Origin of the sequence: Janthinobacterium lyxosi (genome assembly GCF_051380665.1) — a bacterium.
In the GTDB taxonomy this organism is placed as follows: domain Bacteria; phylum Pseudomonadota; class Gammaproteobacteria; order Burkholderiales; family Burkholderiaceae_D; genus Janthinobacterium.
On record NZ_JBNYXM010000014.1, the window covers coordinates 74,303 to 101,189 of the forward strand.

Annotated in this window: 18 protein-coding genes; 3 read left to right on the forward strand and 15 right to left on the reverse strand. The window is 61.7% G+C overall.

Annotation, left to right across the window (positions count from 1 at the left end; all coding sequences use genetic code 11):
• Positions 1 to 30 precede the first annotated feature (30 nt).
• The 11 genes from ACQ4WP_RS16720 to xsc all read right to left on the reverse strand — a co-directional run bounded on the left by ACQ4WP_RS16720 (position 31) and on the right by xsc (position 14,658).
• Positions 31 to 2,355: a chitinase C-terminal domain-containing protein gene (locus tag ACQ4WP_RS16720; RefSeq protein ID WP_436522521.1), complete on the reverse strand. Its 2,325-nt coding sequence runs from the start codon at positions 2,353 to 2,355 to the stop codon at positions 31 to 33.
• A 102-nt stretch (positions 2,356 to 2,457) separates the two neighbouring features.
• Positions 2,458 to 3,885: a glycoside hydrolase family 19 protein gene (locus tag ACQ4WP_RS16725; RefSeq protein ID WP_436522523.1), complete on the reverse strand. Its 1,428-nt coding sequence runs from the start codon at positions 3,883 to 3,885 to the stop codon at positions 2,458 to 2,460.
• Between the two features lie 340 nt (positions 3,886 to 4,225).
• A complete protein-coding gene (gene sorB, locus ACQ4WP_RS16730; protein ID WP_436522525.1) occupies positions 4,226 to 4,840 on the reverse strand; it encodes a SorB family sulfite dehydrogenase c-type cytochrome subunit in 615 nt (204 codons plus the stop codon).
• A gap of 10 nt (positions 4,841 to 4,850) precedes the next feature.
• A complete protein-coding gene (sorA, locus tag ACQ4WP_RS16735; protein ID WP_436522527.1) occupies positions 4,851 to 6,083 on the reverse strand; it encodes a SorA family sulfite dehydrogenase catalytic subunit in 1,233 nt (410 codons plus the stop codon).
• Entirely contained in the window at positions 6,076 to 7,509 is a 1,434-nt protein-coding gene (locus tag ACQ4WP_RS16740; RefSeq protein ID WP_436522529.1) for an amino acid permease, read from the reverse strand. Before ACQ4WP_RS16740 ends, sorA begins: the two co-directional genes overlap by 8 nt.
• Positions 7,510 to 7,786: 277 nt before the next feature.
• Positions 7,787 to 8,581 (reverse strand): ABC transporter permease subunit, encoded by a 795-nt coding sequence (locus ACQ4WP_RS16745; RefSeq protein WP_436522649.1) that lies wholly within the window; start codon positions 8,579 to 8,581, stop codon positions 7,787 to 7,789.
• A 79-nt stretch (positions 8,582 to 8,660) separates the two neighbouring features.
• Positions 8,661 to 9,494 carry a taurine ABC transporter ATP-binding protein gene (locus ACQ4WP_RS16750; protein ID WP_436522531.1) on the reverse strand — a complete coding sequence of 278 codons (834 nt, stop codon included), beginning with the start codon at positions 9,492 to 9,494 and terminating at the stop codon, positions 8,661 to 8,663.
• Positions 9,495 to 9,573: 79 nt separating this feature from the next.
• Positions 9,574 to 10,638: a taurine ABC transporter substrate-binding protein gene (gene tauA / locus ACQ4WP_RS16755; protein ID WP_436522533.1), complete on the reverse strand. Its 1,065-nt coding sequence runs from the start codon at positions 10,636 to 10,638 to the stop codon at positions 9,574 to 9,576.
• 115 nt (positions 10,639 to 10,753) lie between these two features.
• Positions 10,754 to 12,163: an NAD(P)/FAD-dependent oxidoreductase gene (locus ACQ4WP_RS16760; RefSeq protein ID WP_436522651.1), complete on the reverse strand. Its 1,410-nt coding sequence runs from the start codon at positions 12,161 to 12,163 to the stop codon at positions 10,754 to 10,756.
• 58 nt (positions 12,164 to 12,221) lie between these two features.
• On the reverse strand, positions 12,222 to 12,641 hold the full coding sequence (locus ACQ4WP_RS16765; protein ID WP_436522535.1) for a nuclear transport factor 2 family protein: 420 nt from the start codon (positions 12,639 to 12,641) through the stop codon (positions 12,222 to 12,224).
• A gap of 196 nt (positions 12,642 to 12,837) precedes the next feature.
• Positions 12,838 to 14,658: a sulfoacetaldehyde acetyltransferase gene (gene xsc / locus ACQ4WP_RS16770; protein ID WP_436522653.1), complete on the reverse strand. Its 1,821-nt coding sequence runs from the start codon at positions 14,656 to 14,658 to the stop codon at positions 12,838 to 12,840.
• A 212-nt stretch (positions 14,659 to 14,870) separates the two neighbouring features.
• Here xsc and ACQ4WP_RS16775 point away from each other — a divergent pair, with 212 nt between their 5' ends.
• From ACQ4WP_RS16775 to ACQ4WP_RS16785, 3 genes are read left to right on the forward strand one after another with little or no spacing between them, the layout of a single operon-like run.
• Entirely contained in the window at positions 14,871 to 15,722 is an 852-nt protein-coding gene (locus tag ACQ4WP_RS16775; RefSeq protein WP_436522655.1) for an IclR family transcriptional regulator, read from the forward strand.
• A gap of 40 nt (positions 15,723 to 15,762) precedes the next feature.
• Entirely contained in the window at positions 15,763 to 16,737 is a 975-nt protein-coding gene (locus tag ACQ4WP_RS16780) for an AAA family ATPase (RefSeq protein ID WP_436522537.1), read from the forward strand.
• The gene (locus ACQ4WP_RS16785; RefSeq protein ID WP_436522539.1) at positions 16,734 to 18,464 is read left to right on the forward strand and encodes a cobaltochelatase CobT-related protein; all 1,731 of its coding nucleotides are present in this window, start codon (positions 16,734 to 16,736) and stop codon (positions 18,462 to 18,464) included. Before ACQ4WP_RS16780 ends, ACQ4WP_RS16785 begins: the two co-directional genes overlap by 4 nt.
• A 4-nt stretch (positions 18,465 to 18,468) precedes the next feature.
• On the opposite strand, the gene ACQ4WP_RS16790 is transcribed toward ACQ4WP_RS16785, so the two are convergent.
• The 4 genes from ACQ4WP_RS16790 to ACQ4WP_RS16805 form a co-directional block, all read right to left on the reverse strand.
• On the reverse strand, positions 18,469 to 19,611 hold the full coding sequence (locus tag ACQ4WP_RS16790) for an AAA family ATPase (RefSeq protein ID WP_436522541.1): 1,143 nt from the start codon (positions 19,609 to 19,611) through the stop codon (positions 18,469 to 18,471).
• Positions 19,608 to 20,495, reverse strand: a complete 888-nt coding sequence (locus ACQ4WP_RS16795) for an RNA ligase family protein (protein WP_436522543.1) — start codon at positions 20,493 to 20,495, stop codon at positions 19,608 to 19,610. The genes ACQ4WP_RS16790 and ACQ4WP_RS16795 overlap by 4 nt, the downstream gene beginning before the upstream one ends.
• Positions 20,496 to 20,822: 327 nt before the next feature.
• On the reverse strand, positions 20,823 to 22,487 hold the full coding sequence (locus ACQ4WP_RS16800) for a ShlB/FhaC/HecB family hemolysin secretion/activation protein (protein ID WP_436522545.1): 1,665 nt from the start codon (positions 22,485 to 22,487) through the stop codon (positions 20,823 to 20,825).
• Positions 22,488 to 22,516: 29 nt separating this feature from the next.
• Entirely contained in the window at positions 22,517 to 26,812 is a 4,296-nt protein-coding gene (locus ACQ4WP_RS16805) for an MBG domain-containing protein (RefSeq protein ID WP_436522547.1), read from the reverse strand.
• Positions 26,813 to 26,887: the final 75 nt, after the last annotated feature.

Genomic DNA, 26,887 nt, shown 5'->3' on the forward strand with positions numbered 1-26,887 from the left:
CTTCCCTGTTGACACTACCGTATCATCGCCTTACGGTAATGCCACCGGCAATTCCGGGTACTCTTGCGTCAGCGCATACTTGGTGCCGCCCACGGTGACCGTGTAGTTGGCCGGTCCCGAGATCGGCAAGCGGTAATTCAATGTCAGCACCACGGAGCCGCCCGGCGCCAGCGATTGCCAGGCAGGAATCGCAAAGCGGGCCCGATTGTAGTTCTTCGTGAAGCCGCCGATATTGTTCGGCCCCGTGTAGCCCGCATTAATCACCGTCAAGCCAAAGCCGGACTGGTCGCTCATGTCCGATGGCGCCGAGACGGGATAATCGAACTCCACCACGGTGCCGCCGGGCAGGGTCGACGTGGTGTTGTTCTTCACCGTCATCACCGGGTTGATGGGGAAGTTGTTGTCGCCCAGCTTCCAGCCACCGAGGGTGATGCTGACGTTGGCCGCCGTGCCCGGCATGGCAATTTCGGCGCGCTTGTTGCCATACACGCCAGCCGTGCGGAAGGCCTGGTACAGCACGTCCGTCAGGGTGGTGCCCATGAAATACTCGCCCTTGCCGCCATTGCGCGTGGCATCCCAGGCATAGTCGCCCGCCATTTCCCAGATCATCACGCCGCCGATATTGTTGTTGACGATGTACTGGGCCTTGGCCGCGATCGACTGCGTGGTTTCCGTGGAAATGAACACTTTTTTGCTCGCATTCCACAGCCACGGCGCCACCATGGTGCTGCTGTAGTACGGCACATAGGTGCCTACCAGCGCCTTGTCCGTGACTTTATACGCATCGAGGTAGCTCGGCACGATGCCGTTCTGCAAGTTCAGCGCATGCCAGATGGGGTTGCCACCGCCCGGCGTGGGCTTGCCTTGCGTATCGAGGTCGAACCACACGTTGTCGATGCCGGTGGCGCCCGTGCCGCACGTCTTGGTGCCGGCGCAGGTGATGGTGGAGCTGATCAGTGGCGTCGTGCCCCACAGGCCGTTCGTGCCGCCCGTCACGTCCTTCCAGCCCCGCGTATAGAACGGCACGCCGATATTGATGCGTCCCGCCTGCATGGCGCCACGGTAGTAGCGATAGGCCCAGTCCGTATTCAGGTAACCGATATTCTGGTACTGGTAGGCGTTGCCGGCACGCAGTTCGCCATCGTTGCCGTCGTCAAACAGCGCCGCGTTCGGCCCCACATACTGGTTCCACGCGCCGTGCAAGTCGTACGACATCAGGCTGGCGTAATCGAGATATTTCAATCCCGACATATTTTCCTCGCCGCGCAAGACCCAGCCCGAGGCGGAACCGGCGATGGTGAGCAGATAGTATTTATTGTCCTGCACCGCCGCTTCGTCGAGCTTCTGGCGCAGCACTTTCAGCAGCACGTTGTAGCTCGTCATCAGACCCGCCAGGCGCGGTTTCGAGACGGCGAAGTCGTTCGGATTACCCGCTTCATTGTTGGTGGTCGGGTGTTCGTAATCGACATCGACGCCATCGAAGAAGTTGTATTGGCGCACGAACGCCACCATGGAATCGGCCAGCGTATTGATGCCGGCCGTGTTGACGCTGCCGTCCGCATTCGTCGTGGCCGTGTAGAAGCCGCCGCTGCCAGCCCAGCCACCCACGGAAATCATCAGTTTCACGCCCGGATACTTCTTCTTGTATTGCGCCAGCAAGTTGAAGTGGCCCTTGTACGGCAGGGACGGGTCCATGGCCGCCGCCGGCACGTTGGGCCAGGTCAGGCCCGTGTCAGGATTGGCCGTGCCGCTGCCGATGGCGATCTTCGAGGTGGCCGGGTCGACGGAGGCAAACGCATAGTTCAGGTGGGTGATCTTGTCCCACGGCAGGTTGTTCACCAGATACGTAGGACTGCCATCGACGCCCGTGCGCCAGCTGGCGAAATAGCCGACGATGCGCCGGTTCAAGCCATTACCCAGCACTTCGCGGCCATTCGCGTCGTACACCTTGCAATACGGCACATTCGGCACGGCCGAGATCAAGCCGTCCGGACGGCAAGCCGTGGGCGTGGGTGTCGGTGTCGGTGTCGGTGTCGGAGTTGGAGTTGGAGTTGGAGTTGGCGTTGGCGTTGGAGTTGGTGTCGGCGTTGGTGTCGGCGTATCCGTCACGGCCCACGGACCCCACTGGTCGGTAGCGCTGGGAACATTGCCCTGCGTCCACCACTTGGCCTTGTAGGTAACGCCCTGGTAAAGCACGCACTGGCCGCCCGTGTAGACGGTGGCGGCATCCCAGACGGCGCACGCTTCGACGGCGGCCAGCAAGGTGTTTGGCGTGGCGGTCGTGCCTTCCTGGCCGCCGCCGCAAGCGACGAGCACGCCGCCGAGCAAGGCCATCAATAATGCATTCGATTTCATGTGGTATGGGTCTCCGTTATGGTTGTACATTGTGAGCTTGTTGCAGGCCCCTCAAGGGGCTCTTGTCAACTGTGATCCCCGGCTGGCTTTCCTGCACTTGCTTTATTGCAACTTCACATTCCAGTTGGCTTCCACGCATTTCACGTAGTTCCCGGCCAGCAAGGCGCTGTACGGGGTTTGATAGCTGACCAGCTGGCATTGGTTGTCGCCACCGGCGCTCCAGTTCTTTTCCCAATAGATGTTGTAGGAAGCGGAACTGGCCGGGGTGAAGCGCTGCATGTTGGCGCAAGACAATTGTTCGCCGGAATAGTCCCAACCCATGTCGGCGGCAAATTGCTTGTAGTAATCGATGCGGTTTTGCGCAGCCTGTTTTTCCGTGCCCTGCCCGCACTCGGCATTGATGATCATGATGGTGGTGGCAAAGTTATTGCCCGCGCCCGCCGTCGTATCGGCCGCGTTCGGCACCCACGTGCCGTCGAGCACATGCAGCATCGATGGTTTTGGTGGTTGCGGATAGACAAAGAAGAACGTGGCCGACGCCAGGTTCAGCCAGGTCGAGGCCACGAGATCCGGGTTCTTCAGCAGCACGGACTGGTCGCCGTCATGCATGGCTTGCGAGAAGGGACCGTAGTTGTAGTTGTAGGAAAGCTGCTTGGCGCCGCGGCCGAAATACTTCTTGAAGCTGCCATCGGCATTCTTGCCGCACGTCCACACCTTGTTGAAGACGGGATCGGCGCACTCGATGTTGTAGCCGCAGCCGGCGCCCGTCTCGTCGCAGCCCAGCTCGCGCAAATACTTCAAGCCCTGGCGCCATTGCGGCAGAGGGCTGCTGGCGTTATGGTCGCCCGTTTCCTGCCCGAAATGGGCGAACATGGTGGCCAGGCTGTGGCGGCAGATGGCATCCGCATTGCGTCCGTCGCTGTAGTCATCGCACACGGCGGGGAACTTGGCCACGGCTTGCAGGAAGCGCAGGTAGGTGTAGCTGGCGTCGCGCGCGGAAAAATAGTAATCCCATTTCGCCGCCGGCAGCAGGCGTTCGACGCGCTTGACGTTGAGCGGATTGCCGGCCAGGCCAGGTTGCACGGCCTCGACGGCCGTATTGCCCAGGGTGCGGATCGAGGACTTGACCTTGCGGAAGAAATCGTTATTCGTCAGCGCCGCCTCGTTGGCCTCGGCCTGGGCCCTGGTGGGCACGCCTGGTGTCGGTGTCGGTGTCGGTGTCGGGGTGGGCGTTGGTGTCGGGGTCGGTGTGGTGGTATCGAGGCTCCACGGTCCCCATTGGTCGTTGCTCGGCGCCGTGCCCTTCACCCACCATTTGGCGCGGTAGACCTTGCCGTCGTAGACGGCGCACTGCCCTGCCGTGTAGACGGCGCCGGCGATCCAGGCCGCGCAACTGTCGCTGGCGGTGGTCGTAGCCAGCAGGGTCGATGGGGGTTCGGTGGTGGAATTGCCGCCGCAAGCGAGCAGCGCGCTGCCCAGCAGGCCAGCCATGAATGGCGTAGCCAGCCGACTTGATTGCCGTGTCTTCACATTGTCTCCTGAACGTTATACGAAAACTATCGAAGTAGCTTTTTATGTTGTACGTAAAGAAAGCGCAGCGAAGCATCGGCTTTCTGCACAGAGAATGCGACGCCGAAAATTGGTAGTCAAGTGGTTTTATGCAGTGGCGTTTTTTGCAATACCAGTGCGGGCAATCACTGCATAGTCAAGCGATGCGGCGGCGAATGAGGGAAGTAAAAAGAAGACCGCTGCAGGATGGCAGCGGGCAATACCGCGCAGGGCGAGCGGTGGCAAGTGGTATTACGGGGTTGCCGCGCGTCCGGCACGCAAAGATGCGCCTTCGCACGGCAAAACGGCGACAAGGATGAACTTATCTGTTCAGCACATACTTCGCCAGGCTTGCCGCCTCAGTTACACTGAGCTGGCTGAAGGGCGGCATGGGCACGGGGCCCCATTTGCCGGCGCCGCCGCTGCGGATGTTGGCCGCCACGGCAGAGACACCGTCCTTGCCCTTGTATCTGGCTGCCACTTCCGCAAAGCCGGGGCCAACCACCTTCTGGTCGAGGGCGTGGCATGCCATGCAGCCATTCGCCGCCAGCAAGGTTTTGACATCCTTGCCGCTGGCGGCCGGGACAGCGGCTGCCACGGGTTTGGCGACGGCCGCGGCAGGTACTGCGGCGCCCCGCTCCACGCCATAGGTTTTCACCAGGTAATCGACCATGGCCGGCATGTCCGCGTCGTCAAACTGCGCGCCGAACGGTTTTTTCATCTTCTTGACGGTCGCTTCCCAATACGCGCGCGGCGAGGCAGGCGGCTGGCTCGATGCATACTGGGCCGCGTGGCACGTCATGCAGTTGCGCTGCAGCAGCTGGTAGCCGGGCAATTCGCTGGCTTTGTAGGTCGCTGTTTCCGGCGGCAAGTGGATTTCCAGCGCGCACGCGCCGCCCGCCGCCGACAATGCCAGCGCGGCAAATAATATCTTCATATGATTCTCCTCACACTGCCTGGATGCGCGTGGTTTCCACCACGTTGCGCATATAACCCATGGGATTCCACAGGGCTTTCATCGGTTGGCTCTGGCCGATGCGGTTGACGGCGCGCACCATCAGCACATGCTTGCCCTTGCGCGGCGCTTTCAGCACGGTAGTCCACTCGCGGAACGAGAAACGCCCCAGGTCCTTGCCCAGCTTTGCTTCCTGCCAACTTTGCCCGCCGTCAGACGACACGGCTACCTCGCTGATGCCATGGCCGCTGTCGAAGGCGATGCCGCGCAGGGCCAGGTCGCGCCCCGCCTTGACTTGCGCGCCATCTTGCACGCTGGTAATGAAGGAGCGCACGTTGAGGCGGCTGATGGGCGTCGTCTTGCCGACGGGCGCGCCCGGCTCGATGAAACCGGAACCGTTATCGGGGATGCGGTAGCCCGTGCTCATCCAGAAACCGTCGAAGGGCTTGTCCAGCACCGTGATGTCGCTCAGGTGCTTGACCCAGTAAGTGCCGTAATAGCCTGGCACGATCAGGCGCAGCGGATAGCCGTTGAGGAAAGGAATGTCCTCGCCATTCATGGCCCAGGCCAGCAGTACGTCGCCGGCCATGATGTGCTCGACGGACAAGGCTTTTTGAAAGTCGGGACCGTCGCCCACGGGCGGCGTTTCCAGGCCATTGAAAGCCACTTGCACGGCGCTGGCCGCAATACCCGCCTTTTCCAGCACGGTTTTCAGGGGTATCCCCGTCCAGCGGGCATTGCCCATGGCGCCATTGCCCAGCTGCCCGCCGTTCGCGCGCGGGGCAAAGAAACCGCGGCTATTGCCCGAGCATTGCGTCACGGCTACCACGTCGACGGGTTCGGCCAGCTGTTTCAGTTCCGCCAGCGACAGCGCCAAAGGCGTTTTGACCAGGCCACCGATACGCAGGCGGTAGCTGTCACCATCGATGCTGGTGGGCAAGCCGCTCCAGTGATAACGCACGAAAAACGCGTCATTGGGGGTAATCGCGCCTTCATTGAAGACGCTGAACGGCGTTTCCAGCTGGGGCGGACGGCTGGTCAGCAGGATCAGCGGGCGCTTTTGCGGGAAGGCCACCAGTTCGCGCTCGCCATTCTCAAACGGCAAAGTGACGGAGGCAGCAAGCGCCGGCCCAGGCCGAACTACGGCAGCGGCGGCGGCGCCCAGGGCGGCCGTCGTGCGCAGGAAGCGGCGTCGGCCTGCGGGCAACAAGGTCGTGTCAGACATGTTTGAGCTCCACTTTGGTGTCGGCCGCTTCACCGCCATTGCGGTCATCGTTGACCAGCTTCTTGATGTAGTACATGACGCTCATGATGACCACGCTCAACAGGCCGAACCAGAACGACACGCGCTGCTCCGTATCGGACGACACGCTCATGGCGCCGAGGATCACCAGCATGGCGATGATGGTGAAATACGTCAGGTAGGGAAACAGCCACATGCGTACCTTGATGCGTTCCGGACATTCGCGTTCCAGGCGGCGGCGCAGGCGCAATTGAGATATCGCAATCAGCAGGTACACAAACAGGATCAAGATGCCGTAGGAATTGACGATGAAGGGGAACACCAGGTCGGCCGACACATACGATACGGCAATGGCGAAGTAAGCGAACAAGGTGCTGAACAGGATGGCGCGAATGGGCACGCCATTCTTGCTCAGCTTGACCAGGCCCGTGGGGGCATCGCCGCGGCGCGTCAGCGCAAAGATCATGCGCGACGAGGCGTACAGGCTGGAATTCAAGGCCGACAGCACGGCCGTCAGGATGATGGCGTTCATGATGTGGGCCGCGTACGGGATGTTCATCACTTTCAAGGCGCTGACGAAAGGCGTGGCGATAGCTGGCGAATCCCAGGGCACGATGCAGACGACGACAAACATGGACCCCACATAAAACATCAGCACGCGCGTGATGACGGAATTGGTGGCGCGGGCGATGGCCTTGGCCGGGTCCGACGTTTCGGCGGCCGCGATGGTGACGATTTCGGCGCCCGAATAAAAGGCCGTGGCGGCGACGGCGCCACTCAGTACCGGTCCCCAGCCGTGCGGCATGAAGCCACCGTTGCTGGTCAAAAAGCCCAGGGTCGGGATGCTGTTGGGCAAGCTGCCCGTGATGAACAGGGCACCGACAAACAGGAAAACGACGATGGCGACCACCTTGATCGAGGCGAACCAGAACTCGAATTCACCGAAGGCCTTGACGGAAAACAGGTTGAGCACGGTCATGGAGACAAGCAGCACCAGGCTGATAGCCCACGATGGCACGTCGGGCAGCCAGAAGTTGACCAGCTTGGCGCCGGCGATGGCTTCCAGGGCGACGACGACGACCCAGAAATACCAGTACATCCAGCCGCTCATGAAGCCGAGGAATTTCGACACTTTCGGCTTGTCGTCGAAGGCCAGGCGCGCATATTCATAGAAGGAGCCGACCACGGGCAGGGACGAGGCCAGCTCGCCCAGCATGCGCATGATCAGGACGACCAGGCCGCCCGTGAGCAAGAAGGAAAGGATGGCGGCCGGGCCGGCGGCCTTGGCGATGACGCCGCTGCCGACAAAAAGGCCGGCACCGATCACGCCGCCAATGGCGATCATGCTCATGTGGCGTTGCTTCAGCGAGTGCTGCAAGCCCGTGTTGTTATGGTTGTCGCTAATCATTTTTGTCTCCTAGTAATATCTGAAGCTCGGTGCGCCCTGGCCTGCGGCGGCGGGTGACTGCCGCGCGGCTTTGTTTTATTTGAGCAACACCGTCAAGCAGCATCGATACATCATCAAATCAGTCTGGTTGGCTGCATCCCATAAGTCAATCTGGAAATGCAGCGGCCCGGCGCGGCAGCCAGGGGGCAAGCGCGCTGGAGGATAGGTACGGGGTATGGCGGTTAAAAGTGGGAGCAGCGGCAACACTTGTGGCGTGCGCGCCGCTCCCGGGAACGTCTTACACCTTGCCCTTCCATGGCACGAGGGTACGTTCGAGGTAGCGCATCATCAAATCAAACAGGAAAGCAAAGAAACCGATCACGATGATGCCCATGATCACCACATCGCTGGCGAGGAACTCGGAAGCGCTCAGCACCATGTAGCCGAGGCCGCGCGTGGCTGCCACCATCTCGCCCGCCACCAGGGTGGTCCAGCCCACGCCGATGCCGATGCGCATGCCGGTGAGGATTTCCGGAATCGCGGCACGCAAGATCACGTGCACGATCACCTGAAAACGCGTGGCGCCCATCGAGTAAGCCGCGTGGATTTGCTCCAGCGACACCGAGCTGACGCCGGCGCGGGCCGCGATCGCCATTGGCGCGAAGATGGCCAGGAAGATCAGGTAGACCTTCGAGAATTCGCCGATGCCGAACCAGATGATGACCAGTGGCAAGTAAGCAAGGGGCGGCAGCGGACGGTAGAACTCGATCAAGGGATCGAAGATGCCGCGTGCCACGCGATTGACGCCCATCATCACGCCGATCGGGATGGCCAACAGGCAGGCCAGGCCAAAGGCGCCGAACACGCGCACCAGGCTGGCGACCGTGTGTTCCCACAAGGTGGCGCCGCCGAAACCCGTGGTGGCCGCCATGATGAATTTCTCGTACACGGCTTGCGGCGACGGCAGGAACAGGGGTTTCACCATGCCGCTGGCCGTCACGGCGAACCACAGCAGCAGCACGGCGATGACGGTGACGGTGGCGATGCGGCTGGAATTGCCCTGCCCCGGCGCGCCGAACGCTTCGCCGGGCATGGCGCAGCGGGGAGCGAACAGGCGCGCAAAAAAGCCGGCGCGCTTGGCGGTGGTGGGAGGAAATCCCACGACGGATGGGCTATGCATGGGACACCTCCAGCTCTTTATTGACGGCGCGCTCTTGGTTCATTGCGCGCTCGTCGCCATAAATGATGTTGAGCACTGTTTCACGCATCTTGATGAAGTCGGGGCTCGATTTCACGGCGCGCGCATCGCGGCATTCGAGGAAGCGCTTGTTGAAATCGAGTTCATACGTGTGCGTGATGCGGCCCGGACGGGGCGACATGACGATCAGGCGGTTCGCCAGGAACAGCGCCTCGTCGACGCTGTGGGTAATGAAGAAGAACATGGTGCTGGACTTGGCCCAGATATCGAGCAGCAATTCCTGGATGGTTTCGCGCGTCAGCGCGTCGAGCGCCGCCATCGGTTCATCCATCAGCAGCATGGCGGGATTGCTGGTCAGGGCACGGGCGATGCCCACCCTTTGCTGCATGCCGCCCGACAATTGATAAATCATATTGTCGTGAAAGTCCCTCAAGCCCACCAGCGCCAGATTTTTCGCCGCCTGTTCGCGCCGCACGGCTTTAGCCACGCCTTGCAGCTTCAGGCCGAATTCCACGTTTTCCATCACGTTCAGCCATGGCAACAAGGCATGTTTCTGGAACACCACGCCACGGTCGGCGCCCGGTCCTTCCACCTTGTTGTCGCCGAGCATGATTTCACCCTTGGACGGGGCGATAAAGCCCGCCATCAGGCTCAGCAAGGTTGTCTTGCCGCAACCGGAGGCGCCCAGCGCGACGACGAAGTCGCCGCTATTGATGGTCAGGTTGATATTATTTAAGGCATGTACGCGTTCACCGGCCGTCTTGCCCGGATAAATCACGCTGACATCCTTGACGTACAGATTTTCCATGATGTCCCCGCATAGGTAGTACTTCAGTTCAACGCATCTGTTCAGTCAGCGCGCCCGCAGGCGCGCCATCGCACAACGTTTACTTCAGCAGGCCGGCGGCCTGTGCATACCTGGGTGTCACATATTTGGCGTAATCTGTTGCCAGGGTATCGATCTTGCCTTCGCCCTTCAAAAATTGCGCCGTGGCCAGCAAGGCTTGCGCCACGCCGCCCTTCGCGCCGCCACCGAGCCAGGCCGGCGAGGCCTGTTCCTGCAGCGATGGATAGGCGTACAGGGCCACGGAAGCGGCCACGTCCTTGGCGGCCGCGCCCGAATGCTTGACGTTGGCTTTCACTTGCGGCGAATCGACGGTCCAGGCCTTGGGATTGGCGCGGTAGTCGGCGTCGGCAGCGGCCATCACCTTGACGAACTTGGCCATGAAGTCCGCGTTCGCTTCGCCCCAGGCGCGCTCGACGGCCATGCCATCAAACGTGGCCTTGCCCTTCTTGCTCAGTTCGCCAGAGGTCACCAGCACCTTGCCGTTTTGCTTGAGCTTGCTCAAGGCCGGGTCCCACACGAAGGCGGCGTCGATGTCGCCCCGCTCCCAGGCGGCGGCGATCTGGTTCGGCTGCATGTTGAGCAATTTCACTTCCGTGGGCTTGATGCCCCACGTTTCCAGCGCAAACATGGTGTGGAAGTGCGTGGTGGAAACGAAAGGCACGGCGATCTTCTTGCCGCGCAAGTCGGTGGGCTTGCTGATGCCGGCGCCATTGCGGGCCACCATCGCTTCGGCTTCATTGATATCGTCGATGATCCAGAACAGCTGCAAGTCGACGCCGCGGCTGACGGCCGCCGTCAGGGGGCTGGAACCGATGACGCCGATCTGCACGTCGCCGGAAGCCATGCCGGTGGCCACCTTGGCGCCCGAATCGAACTTGCGCCAGTTGATTTTATAGCCGGTGGTTTTCTCAACTTCGCCGCTGGCGATGGCCACCAGGAAAGGACCGTTGATTTCCTGGTAGGCAATCGTCACTTCCTTGCCTTGCGCAAAGGCCGTACCGCTGGACGCGGCGACCACGCCCAGCACCAGGGTGCCGAGGACGGCGCGGCGCATCGTTGAAAATGCCGTGGTTTTGCTCGGGGTTTTGCTCGTGTATGTGTTCATGTCTCACTCCAAGTTATTGTTATGTGTGAACGTTCGGGCAGTAACATCCTTGCGGATGGCGCCGCTGGCCGGTCTGATGCCAGCTCATGCGGCGACTTGAACTACAGTGCTGCTTTTAGAAAACTTCATCCTTCAAGTGATACCAGCGGTACAGGAAGCGCTGGCCCAGGCGGCGGAACGGGGCGAACGCTTGCGATTCGACCAGTTCCATCATGTTCGGGTACGGCAGTTTCGAATTGAAGATCGGCAAGCCCGTGTCGCTGGCCTTGCCGGCGATGCGTTCGGCCATGCGCCGGCCCGCCTGCGCCGAGTACATGACGCCGTTGCCACCGTAACCGAGCGAGTAAAAGATTGATTGCTTCGGGTCCGGCTGCACGATGCGCGGCATCATGTCGTGGCTGACGTCGACCCAGCCCCACCACGAGTAATCGATGGCGATGCCCGTCAGCGCGGGGAACTTGCGGTGCAGATCGTTGATCAAAGACTGTTTGTATTTGTCGTCCGGTGCGTCGGCGCCCGTGATGGCGCTGCGGCTGCCGATCTGCACGCGGTTATCCGGCATCAAGCGGTAGTAGTGGCGCAAGATGCGCGTATCCGTAATCACCTGGTGGGTGCGGAAGTTGCACGCCTCGATTTCCGCCGGGGTCAATGGACGCGTGACGAGCGAGTTCGACAAAATCGGCAGCAGGCGGTTCTTCACTTGCGGATGCAGATGGGGCGAGGTGTAGCCGCCCGTGGCCACGGCCACGGATCGGGCGCGCACCACGCCGCCCGGCGTTTGCAGATAATGCACGCCGTTGCGCGTTTCCCAGCCCATCACGGGGCTCGATGGATGCACCTTGGCGCCCAGCGCGCGCGCCTTGCGCAGGTAGCCGAAAGCCAGCTTGCCCGCATGGATGCCGATGCCTTCCGGCTCGTGCAGCGCGCCGGCCGCTTCCTTGTCATCGACGAATTCGCGCTTGACGGTGTCGGCGTCGAGGATGCGGGCGTCGTACTTGAAGATCTCGCGCATGACCTTGGCTTCTTTTTCCAGCGCGGGCATGGCTTTCGCCTTGTGGGCGATGTACAGGTGGCCGCCCGGCTGCGGGTCGCAATCGATGTCGGCCGTGATCTTCTTGAACGTTTCCATCGCGTCGCACACTTCCGCGTGCAGTTTCAGGGCCGTGTCCAGCCCATAGCGCTCTATCCACTGCGAGCGCTTCAGGCGGCCCGTCGTGCACTGGGCCTGGCCGCCGTTGCGCGTGCTGCAGCCCCAGCTGACCCGGTTCGCTTCCAGCACGGTGGCCTTGATGCCGTGTTCCTGGGCCAGGAAGATCGCGCAGCTGAGACCGGTAAAACCCGAGCCGATGATGGCCACGTCGACGTCGATGTCATGCGTGATGGGGCCGTCGTCGGCGGGCGGCTCGCCGGCCGTGCCGATCCAGTAGGTGGGCGCGTAGGCATTGCCATGGCCGGGGCGCTGGGCCACCAGCGGATCGAAGGCGGGATCGTAGGGCGTGCGGGCGGCGGTGCTGTTGCTGCCCATTACGCCAGGCGGGGTGTCGACAGGTTTGTTCATGGTCATTCCTGGTGAACGTGCTGGCTTAGACGGCTTTGTTGGCGGTAGCTACGGGTGGGCGATCCTTGCGGAAGGCATTCTTCACGGCGATCTTGCCGTCGCGGAAAGTGAAAATGTCGACCATGCGCGCCTCGATGCGCGTGCCGTCCGCCTTGGTGCCGGCAAAGGTCGACTCCGTCACGCCGCGCTGGCCGCTGACGAAGTGCTCGGGGTTGAGCCAGGCCGCATCGGGGAAGGTTTGCCAGGCCAGCTCGAAGCCGGCGCGCACAGCATCGCGGCCGATGAAACTCTTGCCCAGCAGGTCAGGGCCGGCCACGGCGTGGAATTCGCAGTCGTCCGCCATGGCGGCCATCAGGGCGTCGATATCGTGGCGGTTCCAGGCATCGCCGAACGCTTGCAGAAAGTCGGTGGTGACGGCGTCGGTGTGTGGTACAGGGTAGTTCATGGTGGTCTCCGTAAATCGTTTTTGATACGCTACGTTCCGTTTTTTGTCTTTTATTGAATTTAAGCCTTAAGCATGGCCTTGTCAAATCAAATAATCCAAAAAACGGGACGCCTTGTATTCTTTAATGAAATCATGATGCTTTCGTGACAATTTGTGAGAATTTGGTCACAGCCCAAATTCTCAAAGGCTGGTTGACTTATACGTAGTCTTTGTACTTGTCCAGGTGACGGATCGGCTTGCTCAGCGCATCGCGGCGGAACGGGTCGCCCAGTTCGCGCGTGCACATGATTTCGATGATCGTCGTCTTGCCTTCATTCATCTGCATGTCGATGGCCTTTTTCAGCGCGGGACCCACGTCTTCCAGCTTGTCGACCGTGATGCCTTCGGCGCCCATGGCCCGCGCGATTTCCGCGAAGCTCTGGTTGTCGAGCTCACCGGCGACGAAACGGCGGTTATAGAAATCCACCTGGTTTTTCTTTTCCGCGCCCCACTGGCGGTTGTGGAACACCACGGCCGTCACGGGAATGTTGTGGCGCACGCACGTCATGGTTTCCATCAAGCTCATGCCCCAGGCGCCGTCGCCCGCATACGACACGGCCGGACGGTGCGGTGCGGCCACTTTCGCGCCGATGATGGTCGGGAACGCGTAACCGCAATTGCCAAAGCTCATCGCCGCAAAGAAGCTGCGCGGCTTTTCAAAGCGCAGATAGCTGTTGGCCACCGAGTTGATGTTGCCGATGTCGGTCGAGACCATCACGTCTTCCGGCATGGCTTTTTCCAGCTCGCGCAAGACCTGGCGCGGGTGCAGATAGCTGCCCGGTTCTTTCTTTTGCTCTTCGATCATGTCCAGGCTGTACGCATCTTTCTCGTGCGTCCAGTTCGTCAATTCCTCTTCCCACGCGGCCTTTTCCGCTTGCACGGTGGCATAGCGCTCGTCGCGCGTGGCGTCGCAATCGAGGGTCTTGCCATCCAGGCGCGCCAGGATGGCTTTCGCGGCGGCCTTGGCGTCGCCGCAAATGCCCACCGAAATCTTTTTCACCAGACCCAGCATCTTGTTGTCCGCATCGATCTGGATGATCTTGGCGTTCTTCGGCCAGTAATCCATGCCGTGCTGCGGCAAGGTGCCGAACGGTCCCAGGCGCGAACCCAGGGCCACGACGACGTCGGCCTGGGCGATCAGTTTCATGGCAGCTTTCGACCCCTGGTAGCCCAGCGGGCCGCACCACAGCGGATGGCTGGCGGGGAAGGAGTCGTTATGCAGGTAGCTGTTGACGACAGGCGCACCGAGGCGCTCGGCCAGGGCCTTGCATTCCTCGATCGCGTCACCCATGACCACGCCGCCACCGGAAATGATGACGGGGAACTTGGCCGTCGCCAGCAATTCCGCCGCATCGTTGAGGCTTTGTTCGCCGCCGGCGCCACGGTCGAGGCGGTTCGGCTTTGGAATCTCGGTCTTGATTTCACCGTAGAAATAGTCACGCGGGATGTTCAGTTGCGTCGGCCCCATTTCCGACATGGCGCGGTCGAAGCAGCGGCCCGTGTATTCGGCCATGCGGGCCGGATGGGTGACGTGACCTTGATATTTCGTAAATTCTTCGAACATCGGCAACTGGTTCGCTTCCTGAAAGCCGCCCAGGCCCATGCTCATGGTGCCCGTCTCAGGGGTAATGATGACGACCGGGGTATGCGCCCAATAGGCGGCGGCGATGGCCGTGACGCAATTGCTGATGCCGGGGCCGTTCTGGCCGATGACCACGCCATGGCGGCCCGAGACGCGGGCATAGCCGTCGGCCATGTGGCCGGCGCCCTGCTCGTGCACCACGGGAATCAAACGGATGCCGGCGGGCGCGAAGATGTCCATCGGGTCCATGAAGGCCGAGCCCATGATGCCGAACATGTCGGTCACGCCATTGGCGGCCAGGGTTTCCACGAACGCTTCGGAAGGCGTCATCTTTTGCGGGCCTACAGAAGCGGGAGGATTTACTGCGGCTGCGGCGGCGGCTTTTTGCTCGGTCATGTCATTCATGGGTGTCTCCTGGTCTATGGTGATGAACTGCGGTAAATTATTAAAAATCGGTATATTTTGTTCCGAAATTTGATATACAATTCAATTTAAGCGTTCAGGAATCAAAAGTCAAACAGATTTTCAAGGAAACGGTACAATTTGAGTTCGAAAATGAAATAAGCTGAAGTAACACTCATCGCTACCCAACCGAGGCCACCATGGACATGATTTCATCCCCAAAACTTGAGCCGGAAAAACTGGAAGGCGACACGCCCACGATGCGTTTGTTTGCCTTGCTGGAAGTGATTGCCGAGAAAGACCAGTTGCTGTCGCTGCAAGCGCTGGTGGAAGAAACGGGCCTGCCCAAGCCCACCTTGCACCGCATGCTGCAACAGCTGGAAAGCGTGGGCGTGCTGCAGCGCGAAAGCGATGGCCGCCACTACAGCACGGGCGTGCGCCTGCGCCGCCTGGCGTCGAACCTGCTGATTAACAACACTTTCCATGGCGCCCGCCGCATGGTCTTGCGCCAGCTGGTCGAGGAAGTGGGCGAAAGCTGCAACCTGACGGCCTTCAGCGGCAGCGAAGTGGTGTACCTGGACCGGGTGGAAACGGCGGCGCCGCTGCGCTTCTACCTGCATCCCGGTTCGCGCGTACCGGCCCACTGCTCGTCAAGCGGCAAGCTGTTCCTGGCGCAAATGACGCCCGTGCAACGGCGCCGCCTGCTGGGCCACATGGAATTGACGCGCTTTACGGACAAGACGGAGACGGATCCCGTCAAGCTGGAACGCGAACTGGAATTGGTGCGCCGCAACGGCTACGCGCTGGACGACGAGGAATTCCTGCCCGGCCTGCTGTGCGTGGCCGTGCTGGTGCCGAACCCGAACGGCCGCTCGAACCTGGCCGTGGCGATCCAGGCGCCCATCATCCGTTTGACGCACGACAAGGCTTTACATTTCTTGCCAGCATTGCAACGCGCCGCGCAAGCCCTGGCCGCCATCGAATCGGAAACCATGCCGACGACGGGCGGCGACGACGAGGCCGCATTACAAGCCGCGCATTCAGCCGGTAATTCATAACCGCCGTAGCACCCCCGCTGCGGCTTCACAGGAGAACAAGGTGCCAGATTCACGCCAACATCCCCCCGCCGCAGCGGCGCAAACCTTGCAGTCCGTGCGCAGCCTGTTCAACATCGACAGCGACCTGCTCGTGCCCGTGTTTACCGAGCGCGACGCGCACGTGCCCGACATCGATCCCGCCTACCGCTTCAACCAGGATGTGACCCTGGCCATCCTCGCCGGCTTCAGCCACAACCGCAGGGTGATGGTGCAAGGCTTGCACGGCACGGGCAAGTCCACGCATATCGAGCAGGTGGCGGCGCGCCTGAACTGGCCTTGCGTGCGCGTCAACCTGGACGGCCACATCAGCCGGCTGGACCTGGTGGGCAAGGACGCCATCGTGCTGCGCGAACAGCAGCAGGTGACGCAATTCCAGGAGGGCATCGTGCCCTGGTCCCTGCAAAGGCCCGTGGCGCTGATTTTCGACGAGTACGACGCGGGCCGCCCCGACGTGATGTTCGTCATTCAGCGCATCCTCGAGCGCGACGGCAAGTTCACCCTGCTGGACCAGAACCGCGTCATCACGCCCCATCCTCACTTCCGCCTGTTCGCCACCTCGAATACGGTGGGCCTGGGCAACTTGAACGGCATGTACCACGGCACGCAGGTGCTCAATCACGCGCAGATCGACCGCTGGAACATCGTTGCCACCCTAAACTATTTGCCGCAGGCGGAAGAAACGGAGATCGTGCTGGCGCGTGTCCCCGCCATGAACGACGAGGCGGGCCGCCAACTAGCGAGCAGCATGGTGGCCGTGGCCAGCCTCACGCGCCACGGCTATGCGGCCGGCGACCTGGCCTGTCTGATGTCGCCGCGCACGGTGATTACCTGGGCGGAAAATTGCCAGATCTTCCGCGACCCTGCCCTGGCGTTTCGCCTGACCTTCCTCAACAAATGCGACGAGGCCGAACGGCCCATGGTGGCCGAGTATTACCAGCGCTGTTTCAATGAGGAATTGCTGGCGACGGCGCCATGAACGCCGAAGCGACCGCGCCAGCGGCCTACACGCGCGAACAGCAGGAAACGGATGAACTGTGTGCGGGCGCCATCCGGGCGCTGAGCGGACAGGCGACGATACGCTACCGGGGCCGGCGCCTGCACGACGGCCACCGGCCCCTGCCCATCCATGCTGCCCATCTGCAGCCCGATGCGGCGCTGCAGGATTTGCCGTCGCTGCGCGGCGCGGCCGACAGCGTGGCCCTGCGCCTGCTGCACACGGATGCGGCCCTGCACAAGTCGCTGTGTCCGGTCGAGCCCGTGGCCCGCCTCGTGTTCGAGCTGCTGGAACAGTTAAGAGTGGAAACGCTTGCGCCAGATCAACATGCCGGTGTGATCAACAACCTGCGCCACCGTTTTACTGCCTGGTCGCACGCGTTTTACGATTCCGGCCTGGCCGAAGGCGCTTCGGGCTTGCTCTTGTATACAGTGTTCCAGATGTGCTGGTCGCGCCTGACAGCCAGGCCCGTGCTGGAAAAAACGGAAGATTTTATCGAAGCGACGCGCTGGTCGGTGTCGTCGCAACTGAGCGGCGACCTGGCGGGCTTGCGCCGCCACCGCGCCGACCAGGCGGCCTTTGCGCGCCACGCGCTGGCCATCGCCCACGCCGTCGACAGCATGTTGAAAGAGGCGCAAACGGCGCGCGACGGCAGCGAAGACGAGGCCGGCGACGCCAAGGCACAGGCAGCCTTCAAGCTGCTGCTCGATTTCGACAGCGACAACGACCATCTCCCCGATGCCGCCCCGCTGGGTGAAAGCCGCGCCTTCAGCGATGGCGATGGCGGCTACAAGGCTTACTCCACGGCATACGATCGCGAAGAAAAAGCGGGCGAACTGGTGCGCCGCGCCCTGCTGCTCGAATACCGCGAACGCATGGATGAGCACATCGCCAGCCTGGGCATCAACACGGCCCGCCTGGCGCGGCGTTTCACGCAACTGCTGGCCGTGCCCCGGCGCGACGGCTGGTCGTTCGGCGAGGAAGAAGGTTACATCGATGGACGCCGCCTGGCGCAACTGATCAGCTCGCCGTCCGAACGCAGGCTGTTTCGCAAGGAACAATTCCTGCCCCAGGCCGATTGCCTGGTCAGTTTTCTCGTCGATTGCTCCGGTTCCATGAAGACGCATGCGCAGTCTGTGGCCGTGCTGCTCGATATTGTGCTGCGCGCGCTGGACCAGGCCGGGATCAAGACGGAATTGCTGGGTTTTACGACGGGCGCCTGGAACGGGGGAAGAGTCAAACGCGACTGGATGCGCGCCCGCTCTCCGACCAACCCGGGCCGCTTGAACGAACTCGTGCACATGGTCTTCAAGAATGGCAATACCAGCTGGCGCCGCGCGCGGCCCGACATCGCGGCCCTGTTAAAGGCTGATTTGTACCGCGAAGGCGTCGATGGCGAAGCCGTGGACTGGGCGTGTACACGCATGCTGGCGCGGCCGGAGCGGCGGCGCATCCTGCTCGTCGTCTCCGACGGTTGCCCGATGGATACTGCCACGAATCTGGCCAACGACGAATTTTACCTGGCGCAGCACTTGAAGCAAGTGGTGGCGCGCCGTGAAGCGCAGGGCGCCATCGAAATATGCGGGCTGGGACTGGGCCTGGACCTGGGCGCCTACTACAGCCGCAGCCTGGCCACCACCCTGCCCGCCTCGCTGAACAATGAGCTGTTCAGCGAGATCGCGCAGTTGCTCGGGGGCATGAGGCGATAATGCCTCACGCTACCTCATAGCGCACGGCATGCGCTTCCATCGGCAGCGGGATTTCCCAGTTCCACAACATCGCTTGCAACTTCTTGTTGCTGAGCGAGGTGTCGCGCTGGCCGTTGCGTCTGAGTAATTCCTTGCGTGGCTGCTCCAGGTACACCAGCTCCACCTGCGCGTGGTATTTATAGAGCAGGTTGAGCGTCTTTTCGCGCATCAGTTTTGACAGATGCGTGGCGTTCCACACGAAGGGCTCGCCCTTGCGCAACAGTTCGCGCGCCCGCTCTTCCGCATAATCGCCCACCTGCCCTTCGTTCTTGCCGTGCTTCAAGCCCAGGGCGATCCGCGCATCGTCGAAGGACACGACGGGCAGGCGCGGATGGTGCTTGTCCACCCACGTATTCTTGCCCGACGCGGGCAAGCCCGACATGACGATCACATGCGAGCCCAGCTCCTGGAACAGGGAATAATCGGGATGCGCCTCGGCGCCGCGAAAATATTTCACGCGCGTGTGATCGTCGGCAAAGGCCCTGCGCTGGCCATAGCAGCCTTCCTCGCGCGCCAGTTCACGGAACAGCTCGATGGCGTCGAGTATGCGCTGCGGGTCGGGGCAGATCCTGCCGCGGATGTCCGCCTCGGCCAGCATGGCCAGCAGGCGGATATCCACCTGCCACGACAGTTCGCGCACGGTAAATTCAGGCGTGACGCCGCGCCGCGAGGTTTCCAGCACGAAGAACGGCACCTGGTGCACATTGATCAGGCGGCAGATTTCCTCGCGCACGGCAAACGGCACGTCGCAGTCCCACAGGGCGATACGCACATCGAGCGCGCCCTTGCGCGAATGACCTGGCTGGCCGATGGCGCCCGTTGCCGGGTCGATCACCGTGGTGCTGCACTTGGCCACGTCGTGCAGCAAGGCGGCCAGGAACACGATTTCCTGTTGCGCCCGCGTGGCTTGCTGGTACTCGGGCATGGCCAGCAGGGATTCCACCACCATCATGGTGTGCGTCCACACATCGCCTTCCGCGTGGTAGACGGGGTTTTGCGGCGTCGTCTTCGCCAGTTCCAGCTGCGGAAAGGCAGCCAGGCAGGCGGCGAAATCGGGCGACTGGCCCGCTGGCGGCACCAGTTGTTGCAGGGTTTTCCAGTGCATCATTTTGTGCTCCTTGAGAAGGCAGCCAGTTCGTCGAGCGACTGGCAGGTGTGCAAACCCAGGCTCTCCCACGTCACCAGTGGCTGCGGCGCGTACAGGTCCGCACCCTCGGCCAGCTGGTTGGGGATCAGGGGCCGTGTGCTGTGGTGCGAGCCGCTGTCGAGGATGGTTTGCGTAAAGTCATGCCGCACCAGCTTGTAACGGGCCAGCACTTGCGTGTCGTCTTCCACTTTCAGGTACAGCCCTTCCGCGTGGTCGGACTTGTCCGTCTGCTTCCAGCACAGATCCAGCGGCAAGCGCTCGCGCGCCACCACGTTGTCAAAAGCGTCGCGCCACAGCCGGGACTTGGCCAGCGAATGGCGCAGCAGCTGCCACAGTTGCTTGGGCGACGTGGGCATCAAGCCCGCATACAGCACGGGCACGGACAGCACGGGCGAGCCGGACAGCATGGCGTGGCGGCGCGCCGTGGACAGGAACATTTGCGTACGGCGGCAATATACGTCGAACTCGTTGAAGTAATGGGGCAGGCGGTCGTAAAACACGGAATGCTTGCTGTAAGACCATTCGCCAAACAGCACAAATTGATCTTCCAGCAGATGCAGCAAGGCGTGTTCGTGCGCATGCGCCCACGGTTTGAGCAGGTTGAACTGGCGTTCGCTGCCGCCGCCCGCCAGGTAGTGGCCGCGCGACTGCAGCAGTACCTCGCCCGCGTCGCTGAACGACACGGCAGAGTTGGCGCCATCGATTTTTTCCTCGATGACGACGTACTGGCCGGCCAGCTTTTTCAAGGGCATCTGGTCGGAGCCGTCGTCGCCATCCTGCAGGCGCGAGCCTTCCAGGTGCGGCGTGCGCGGGTATTTGAATAAGGGTAAAGATTGTAAAAACATAGCGTCCCACGCCGCGTTCACCGGGGCGTGTCCATACAGGGTCAGGGGTGCTGACGACGTGTTCGGGCGTGGACGATCAAGACGGTTGTCTCGGATACATGTGCGGAAAGAGCAGTGCCGCAGCAATCGGGGGCGTCAACGCGCCAAACGATGCTGCAAAGAGCATTTCGTCAGCGTTAGCAGGTGATGGCGAAGAAGCGAGGCACTTTTGGCTCCAATAAGGAAGAGGTTCGAGAAAGAACGGGGAATATAACGGGTGTTTGCATATTTTGCAAGGCGCACGCGTCAACCGTGCGCCTTGCCATCCGACGAACTAAAAGCTAAAAGCTAGAAGCGGTATTCCACATTCAGCCACACGCGCGGCTTGGGATCGCTGTTCGCCTCCGATTGCGGCCGGCCGCCCACGGTGCGCCAGGCCAGGGCGGCATCCGCACTCCACGCCTGGTATTGGTAGCGCAAGCCCAGGCCGCCGCCGCTCAGGCTGCGCCGGTTGTCACCGGCCACCACCGGCTTGGCGTTGACCGTGATGCGTCCCGCATCCATGAAGACATACGGCACGTAGGCGCCGGCGTTATAGCGCAGTTCCAGCTGTGCCAGGCCGCCCTCGTCGCCGGTGGCTTCACCGGATGGATACGCGCGCACGCCACTGGCGCCGCCCAGACTCAGCTTTTCGGACGAATCCAGGTTCTTGTTGGCCTGCTGCCAGTTCAGGTGGGCCATCAGGTTGAAACCGGCGGGCAAGGATTGCAGGCGCACCACATCGAGGTTGACCTTGTGAAAACGACCGTTGCTCTTGTAATCATCAACGGCCGTCAAGCCCGCATCGAGTTTCAACTTGCCTGGAGTCCAGCTCACGCTGCCGTAGGTGATGCCATCGAACGCGTCGCGGTAATCGAATTGCAGGGCCAGCGGCATGGACTGGCTGGACTTGCTTTCGTAGGTCTGGGTGCTATCGCGGTTATCGTGCAAATCCTTCGATTGATAGGTGGCGATCAAGGTCAGATTGGCCTTTTGCGAGCGCAGGATGGGATAGCTGAGGCCAGCGCTGGCAACTTTCGCAGTTCCGTTCGCATGCAGGCTGGCGAATTCCTTCGCCAGTTCATAGCTGGTGTGCGAGTAAGCTACGTTGCCGCGCAAGCCGGACGCTCCCAACGGCAGGCTGTAGCCAAGCGAGCCGAGCCACAATTCCTCCTCGCTAAGCAGCGCACGCAAGGTGAGCTGGTCGCCTAGCAGGAAGGGACTATTGATGTCGACATTCGCACGCACGCGGTTTTTCCCCGTGTAGCGGCTACCTGCATTGTCCAGGCCGATGTCACCCCTCACGCGCTGGTCGCGGGCAACCTGGACGATCAAATCGCCCGTCCCCGCCAGCGTTCCAGGACGCATCGTGGCGCTGGTCTGGATACCGGGCAAATCGTCCAGCAACAGGGTGGCCCGTTCCAGCGGTCCGCTGGCGATCACGCTGCCGGGACGCAAGCCATCGAGGAAGGCCGTCGCCTGCAGCGCCAGGACGCTATCGTCGCCTGCCGCCTGCACCGCGCCATAACGCCCCTCGACGACGTCGATGCGCAAGTCGCCGTGTTCCAGGTCTTGCGGCGGCAGTATGGCGCGGGCAAACGGGTAGCCACTGGCCTGGTAAAAGTCAGTGATGCGCTCGGCCAGGCCGCGCAAGCCGGCCAGGTCGAAGGTCTTGCCCGTGACATCGCCCAGCACCGCGCGCAGCGCTTCCTCGGCAACGACGGAATTGCCCGTCAACTTGAGCGAATGCAAAACCACCGTCGCGCCTCCCGGTACGATGGCAGCGGAACCCAGCGGCGCCAGAATCTTCAGTGGCTGGCTTTCGCGTGGCGGTGCAATCGGCGGCTGCAACTGCTGCAGGGTTTGCCCCGCGTCAGGGGGAACTTGCGCCTGTGCTGCCGGTGCAAAATGCAATAAAGCCAATCCCAGCGCCATGGCAACAGCGGTGCGTTGTGGATATTGTTGTTTTTTCATAGATGTTTTTTTATATTGAGTCAGTACTATCATTGCGCCACGCCCTCGGAGACCGGGACGGCGGGAGCAACATTAATGCCGCCGTTGACGACAAAGATGCGGGTAATGCCTGGCGTGCCGCTGCTGCCCGACGCTGGCAACGCGGCCAGCAGCGTATCTGGCACCCTGCCGGTAGCCGTTGGCGCGGATCTCGCCTCTTCTACCACCGGCACCAGGGCCAGCCCACCGATCAGGCTGACGCCGCCGTTTGGCACACTGCTGACCCCATCTGCGGCATACGCGACGCCCGGCACGGCCAGGCCAGTAGCGGAAGCCGTCGTGCCAGCAGCCACATCGTTGGTACCAGTGGTAACCTGGCGCCGCGCCAAACGAATTGCATTTTCCAATGACGGATCGGCGTCTATCGTCAAGTTGCCGTTGTGCGCCGTCACCACATAGTTGCCATTCGCCAGGGCAGAAGCGTCAATCGTGTAGCGGCCCACGTTTTCACCGGCCACGCGGCGCAAGACGCCGGACAGGCTGTCGCCGTCCACCAGCGCGCCGTGCGTCACCTGATAGGTCAAGCTTGGGTCGACATTGCCGTAGACCTTGCTCTTCGCATCAGCCGTCACCGTGATGGCACGCGCATCGATGCTCAAGGCGCCGTTGTGCGCCGTCACCATATAGTTGCCATTCGCCAGGCCAGAAGCGTCAATCGTGTAGCGGCCCACGTTTTCACCGGCCACGCGGCGCAACACGCCGGACAGGCTGTCGCCGTCCAGCAGCGCGCCGTGCGTCACCTGATAGGTCAAGCTTGGGTCGACATTGCCGTAGACCTTGCTCTTCGCATCAGCCGTCACCGTGATGGCACGCGCATCGATGCTCAAGGCGCCGTTGTGCGCCGTCACCACATAGTTGCCATTCGCCAGGCCAGAAGCGTCAATCGTGTAACGGCCCACGTTTTCACCGGCCACGCGGCGCAAGACACCGGACAGGCTGTCGCCGTCCACCAGCGCGCCTTGCGTCACGTGATAGGTCAAGCTTGGGTCGACATTGCCGTAGACCTTGCTCTTCGCATCAGCCGTCACCGTGATGGCACGCGCATCGATGCTCAAGGCGCCGTTGTGCGCCGTCACCACATAGTTACCATTCGCCAGGGCAGAAGCGTCAATCGTGTAACGGCCCACGTTTTCACCGGCCACGCGGCGCAAGACGCCGGACAGGCTGTCGCCGTCCACCAGCGCGCCTTGCGTCACCTGATAGGTCAAGCTTGGGTCGACATTGCCGTAGACCTTGCTCTTCGCATCAGCCGTCACCGTGATGGCACGCGCATCGATGCTCAAGGCGCCGTTGTGCGCCGTCACCACATAGTTGCCATTCGCCAGGCCAGAAGCGTCAATCGTGTAACGGCCCACGTTTTCACCGGCCACGCGGCGCAAGATGCCGGACAGGCTGTCGCCGTCCACCAGCGCGCCTTGCGTCACCTGATAGGTCAAGCTTGGGTCGACATTGCCGTAGACCTTGCTCTTCGCATCGGCCGTCACCGTGACCGGTCGCGCCTCGATGCTTGCGTTGATGCCGCTGGCGTTCAACACATAATTGCTGTTTGACAGGTTCAGCGTGCTGGAGTCAAAACTGCTGTAACGTCCTGCATTGCGGCTGCCGACACTGGCTGAACCCGTCACGCTAGGCGCACTGTCGCCATTGACCAGTCCCGACAGCACAAAGCCGGCATTAAACGTGCCGCTGCCGTCGTAGGTCTTCGTCACGGCCACGTTCAACGGACGGGGCGTGACCGTCCAGTAGACCGGGCCGCCCGGCGTCAAGGTATAACCAGCCTTGCCCAAGGTGAGGCCGGTGCCATAGGTGATCGTGTAGAGGCCGGTTGATGAGGTGGCGGAAGGCGCACCCAGCCAGGTAATGGTGCCGCTAACGCCGGCATCCGTGACCAGTCGCCCGTCCACGAGCGCGTCATACAGGGCATAATTAAAGATCGGCATGTTGCCATATACGCTGCTGCCGGGCATAAGGCGCAGATACACCGACTTGGGGGTGTTACCGGCAGCATCGCCGACCGAGACGATGGCGGACGATAATTGCGAAATGGGCGCCGCAGCATAATAAACCGACACGCCACCAGACTGCCCTGGAGCCAGGTCGGGCACGCGCATGAAGATGGCATAGCTGCCATCATTCTGCGAAGAAGCGATCAATGAACTTTTCGGATCCTTGAACACAACGTTGGAAAACTGGCAGCAATCGCTATGGACGGTATTCACGCCAGCCGTTGTCGAATAAAACAGCGCGGCCGACCCGTTGGTGCCGCTACTGATTTCACTGACCATGATGGCATTCGAGGGTGCATTCGCGTCCGTCAAGGGCACGAATGCACCCCCGCTGATTGTCCCCTTGGTCTTGAAATTTTGGTCCGACGCGCCGATGAAGTCGTCGCCAGTCCCCAGCCACATACGTACATTCGCCAGCGGCGCGCTGCTCTGGTTGGTGACGCGACTATCCATGTTGATATAGGCGTCTCCCGTCTTCAACGTGTAGCTGTGCGTCACGCCGGCAGATTGCTGCAAGGTCTGGAAAGTCAACGTTCCCGTCGTCACCACGGTACCGACACCCTCTTGATAACCGGCAATATTCAGCGAACGATTGCTCAGCGCATTCAAATAGCTGCCTGCCGAGCCCGTCCCCGCCCCGCCGCCATTCAAATTGGAGGCCAGCACTTCCCCAGTGCCATTCCAGGAGTTGCTGCCGTCCCCGCCAGCGGCGATGGCAAACTCGAATGGCCTTGCGCGATAGGTGAGCTGGAACCAGCCATTACGGCCCGTGGTCGAGTTATCGAAATAGGCTGGGCCTTTCAGCAGACCATCGTCCGTGAACGAATTTTCCACGCCGTTGCCATAACGCACCTTGCCATTGTCCAGCACCAGATTGTTCACGCGTCCGCCACTGCCCTTTTGCCAGGTAAATGCGGTGGCATGCGGGATGTTCACGGCGACGCCCAGCGAAACACTGTAGGCGCTGCCGGCGCCATCGGCCGTGGCTTGCCCGTACTGGTAAGCCAGCGACGCGCTGCCGCTCGCGTTCAGGTTCGCATTGATATTGATATTGCGCTCGGCAATCAAGTTGAGCTTGTTGGCCGACCAGTGGATGGCGTCATTTACGTGGATATCGCCTTGGCCGCCCGTCGCGCCCATGCTGGTTGTCATGATGGAGAAATTATTGCTCGACAGGGCATTGGACACATCGACCCCTGTCATGTTGCCGCCACTGGCAGCAACCGTGAAGTCGTTCGGATCGATCAGCCAGGTGCCCGTCTTGCCGCGCGGTGCAGCCGTGGTGACACGCACGGCGCCGATGTCCACCCGATTTGCGCTCGTTTCAATGAAGCCGCCGTCGCCGCCTTGCGGCGCACTGGCGTCGAGCACGCCGGCGACATGGACGCTGCCCTTCTTCATATCGCCCAGCAACACGATCTGGCCTTTTTCGCCGGTGGCCAGGGTATGAGCTTCGATCACGCCCGTATTATTGATGACACTCGCCGCCAGTTCGCCCGCCGCCTTCGCAGTCAGGTACACTTGGCCGCCATCGGCCCGGATGGCGCCGCCATTTTCGATCAGGGTATCGATCGCGCCCTGCGTGACCTGCAGCCCGACCGGGCCGCCGAGATCAAGCGTGACCTCGCTGCCGGCGCCCAGCAACACATTGCCCGCATGGGCAGCGATGGTGCCGCTGTTGCTGATCCTGGCAGAAATCAGGGCTACATAGCCACCGTCCGCCGCGCGGATGGTGCCTTGATTGACGATGCGGCCGGCGCCCTTGCCGTTAAAGACGTGCTTGTTGCCGCCCAGGCTGGCATTCTCGACATCCAGGGTCGAAGCAACGAGAGCGCCCACATTAACCTGCGCGGTGCGGCCAAACAGGATGCCGTTCGGGTTAATCAGGTAGACCTGGCCGTTGGCATTGAGGCGCCCGAGTATCTGCGAACCATTGCTGTCGAGAATGCGGTTGACCGTCAGCGCACTGGACGAGGGCTGGACGAAGTTGACGGTTTCCTTGCCGCCGACATTGAAAGTGTTCCAGTTCAGCGATGCTTGCTGGCTCGCTTGCCGGATCGTCGTCGTGGTGCCGGACTGGGTGATGGTCGCCGTGCCGGCCACCACCTGGCCACCCGTGGGTCCGGCACAGGCGGGTCCTCCCAGCGTCAACGCCGCCATGGCGGCAGCAGCGGCGGCCAACTTGCGGCGTCCGCCCTTGCCGCGCCCGCGCGACGTCTCGGCAACGGCAACCCAGGCGTTAAGAACATGACTCCAGACGAGTCGATAAATGTGATTCAATGATCCGTGACGATGCATACAGTCTACCCTTGTTAATCATTTGTATAAGAAGCACCGACGCTCCGTCTCAAGCGC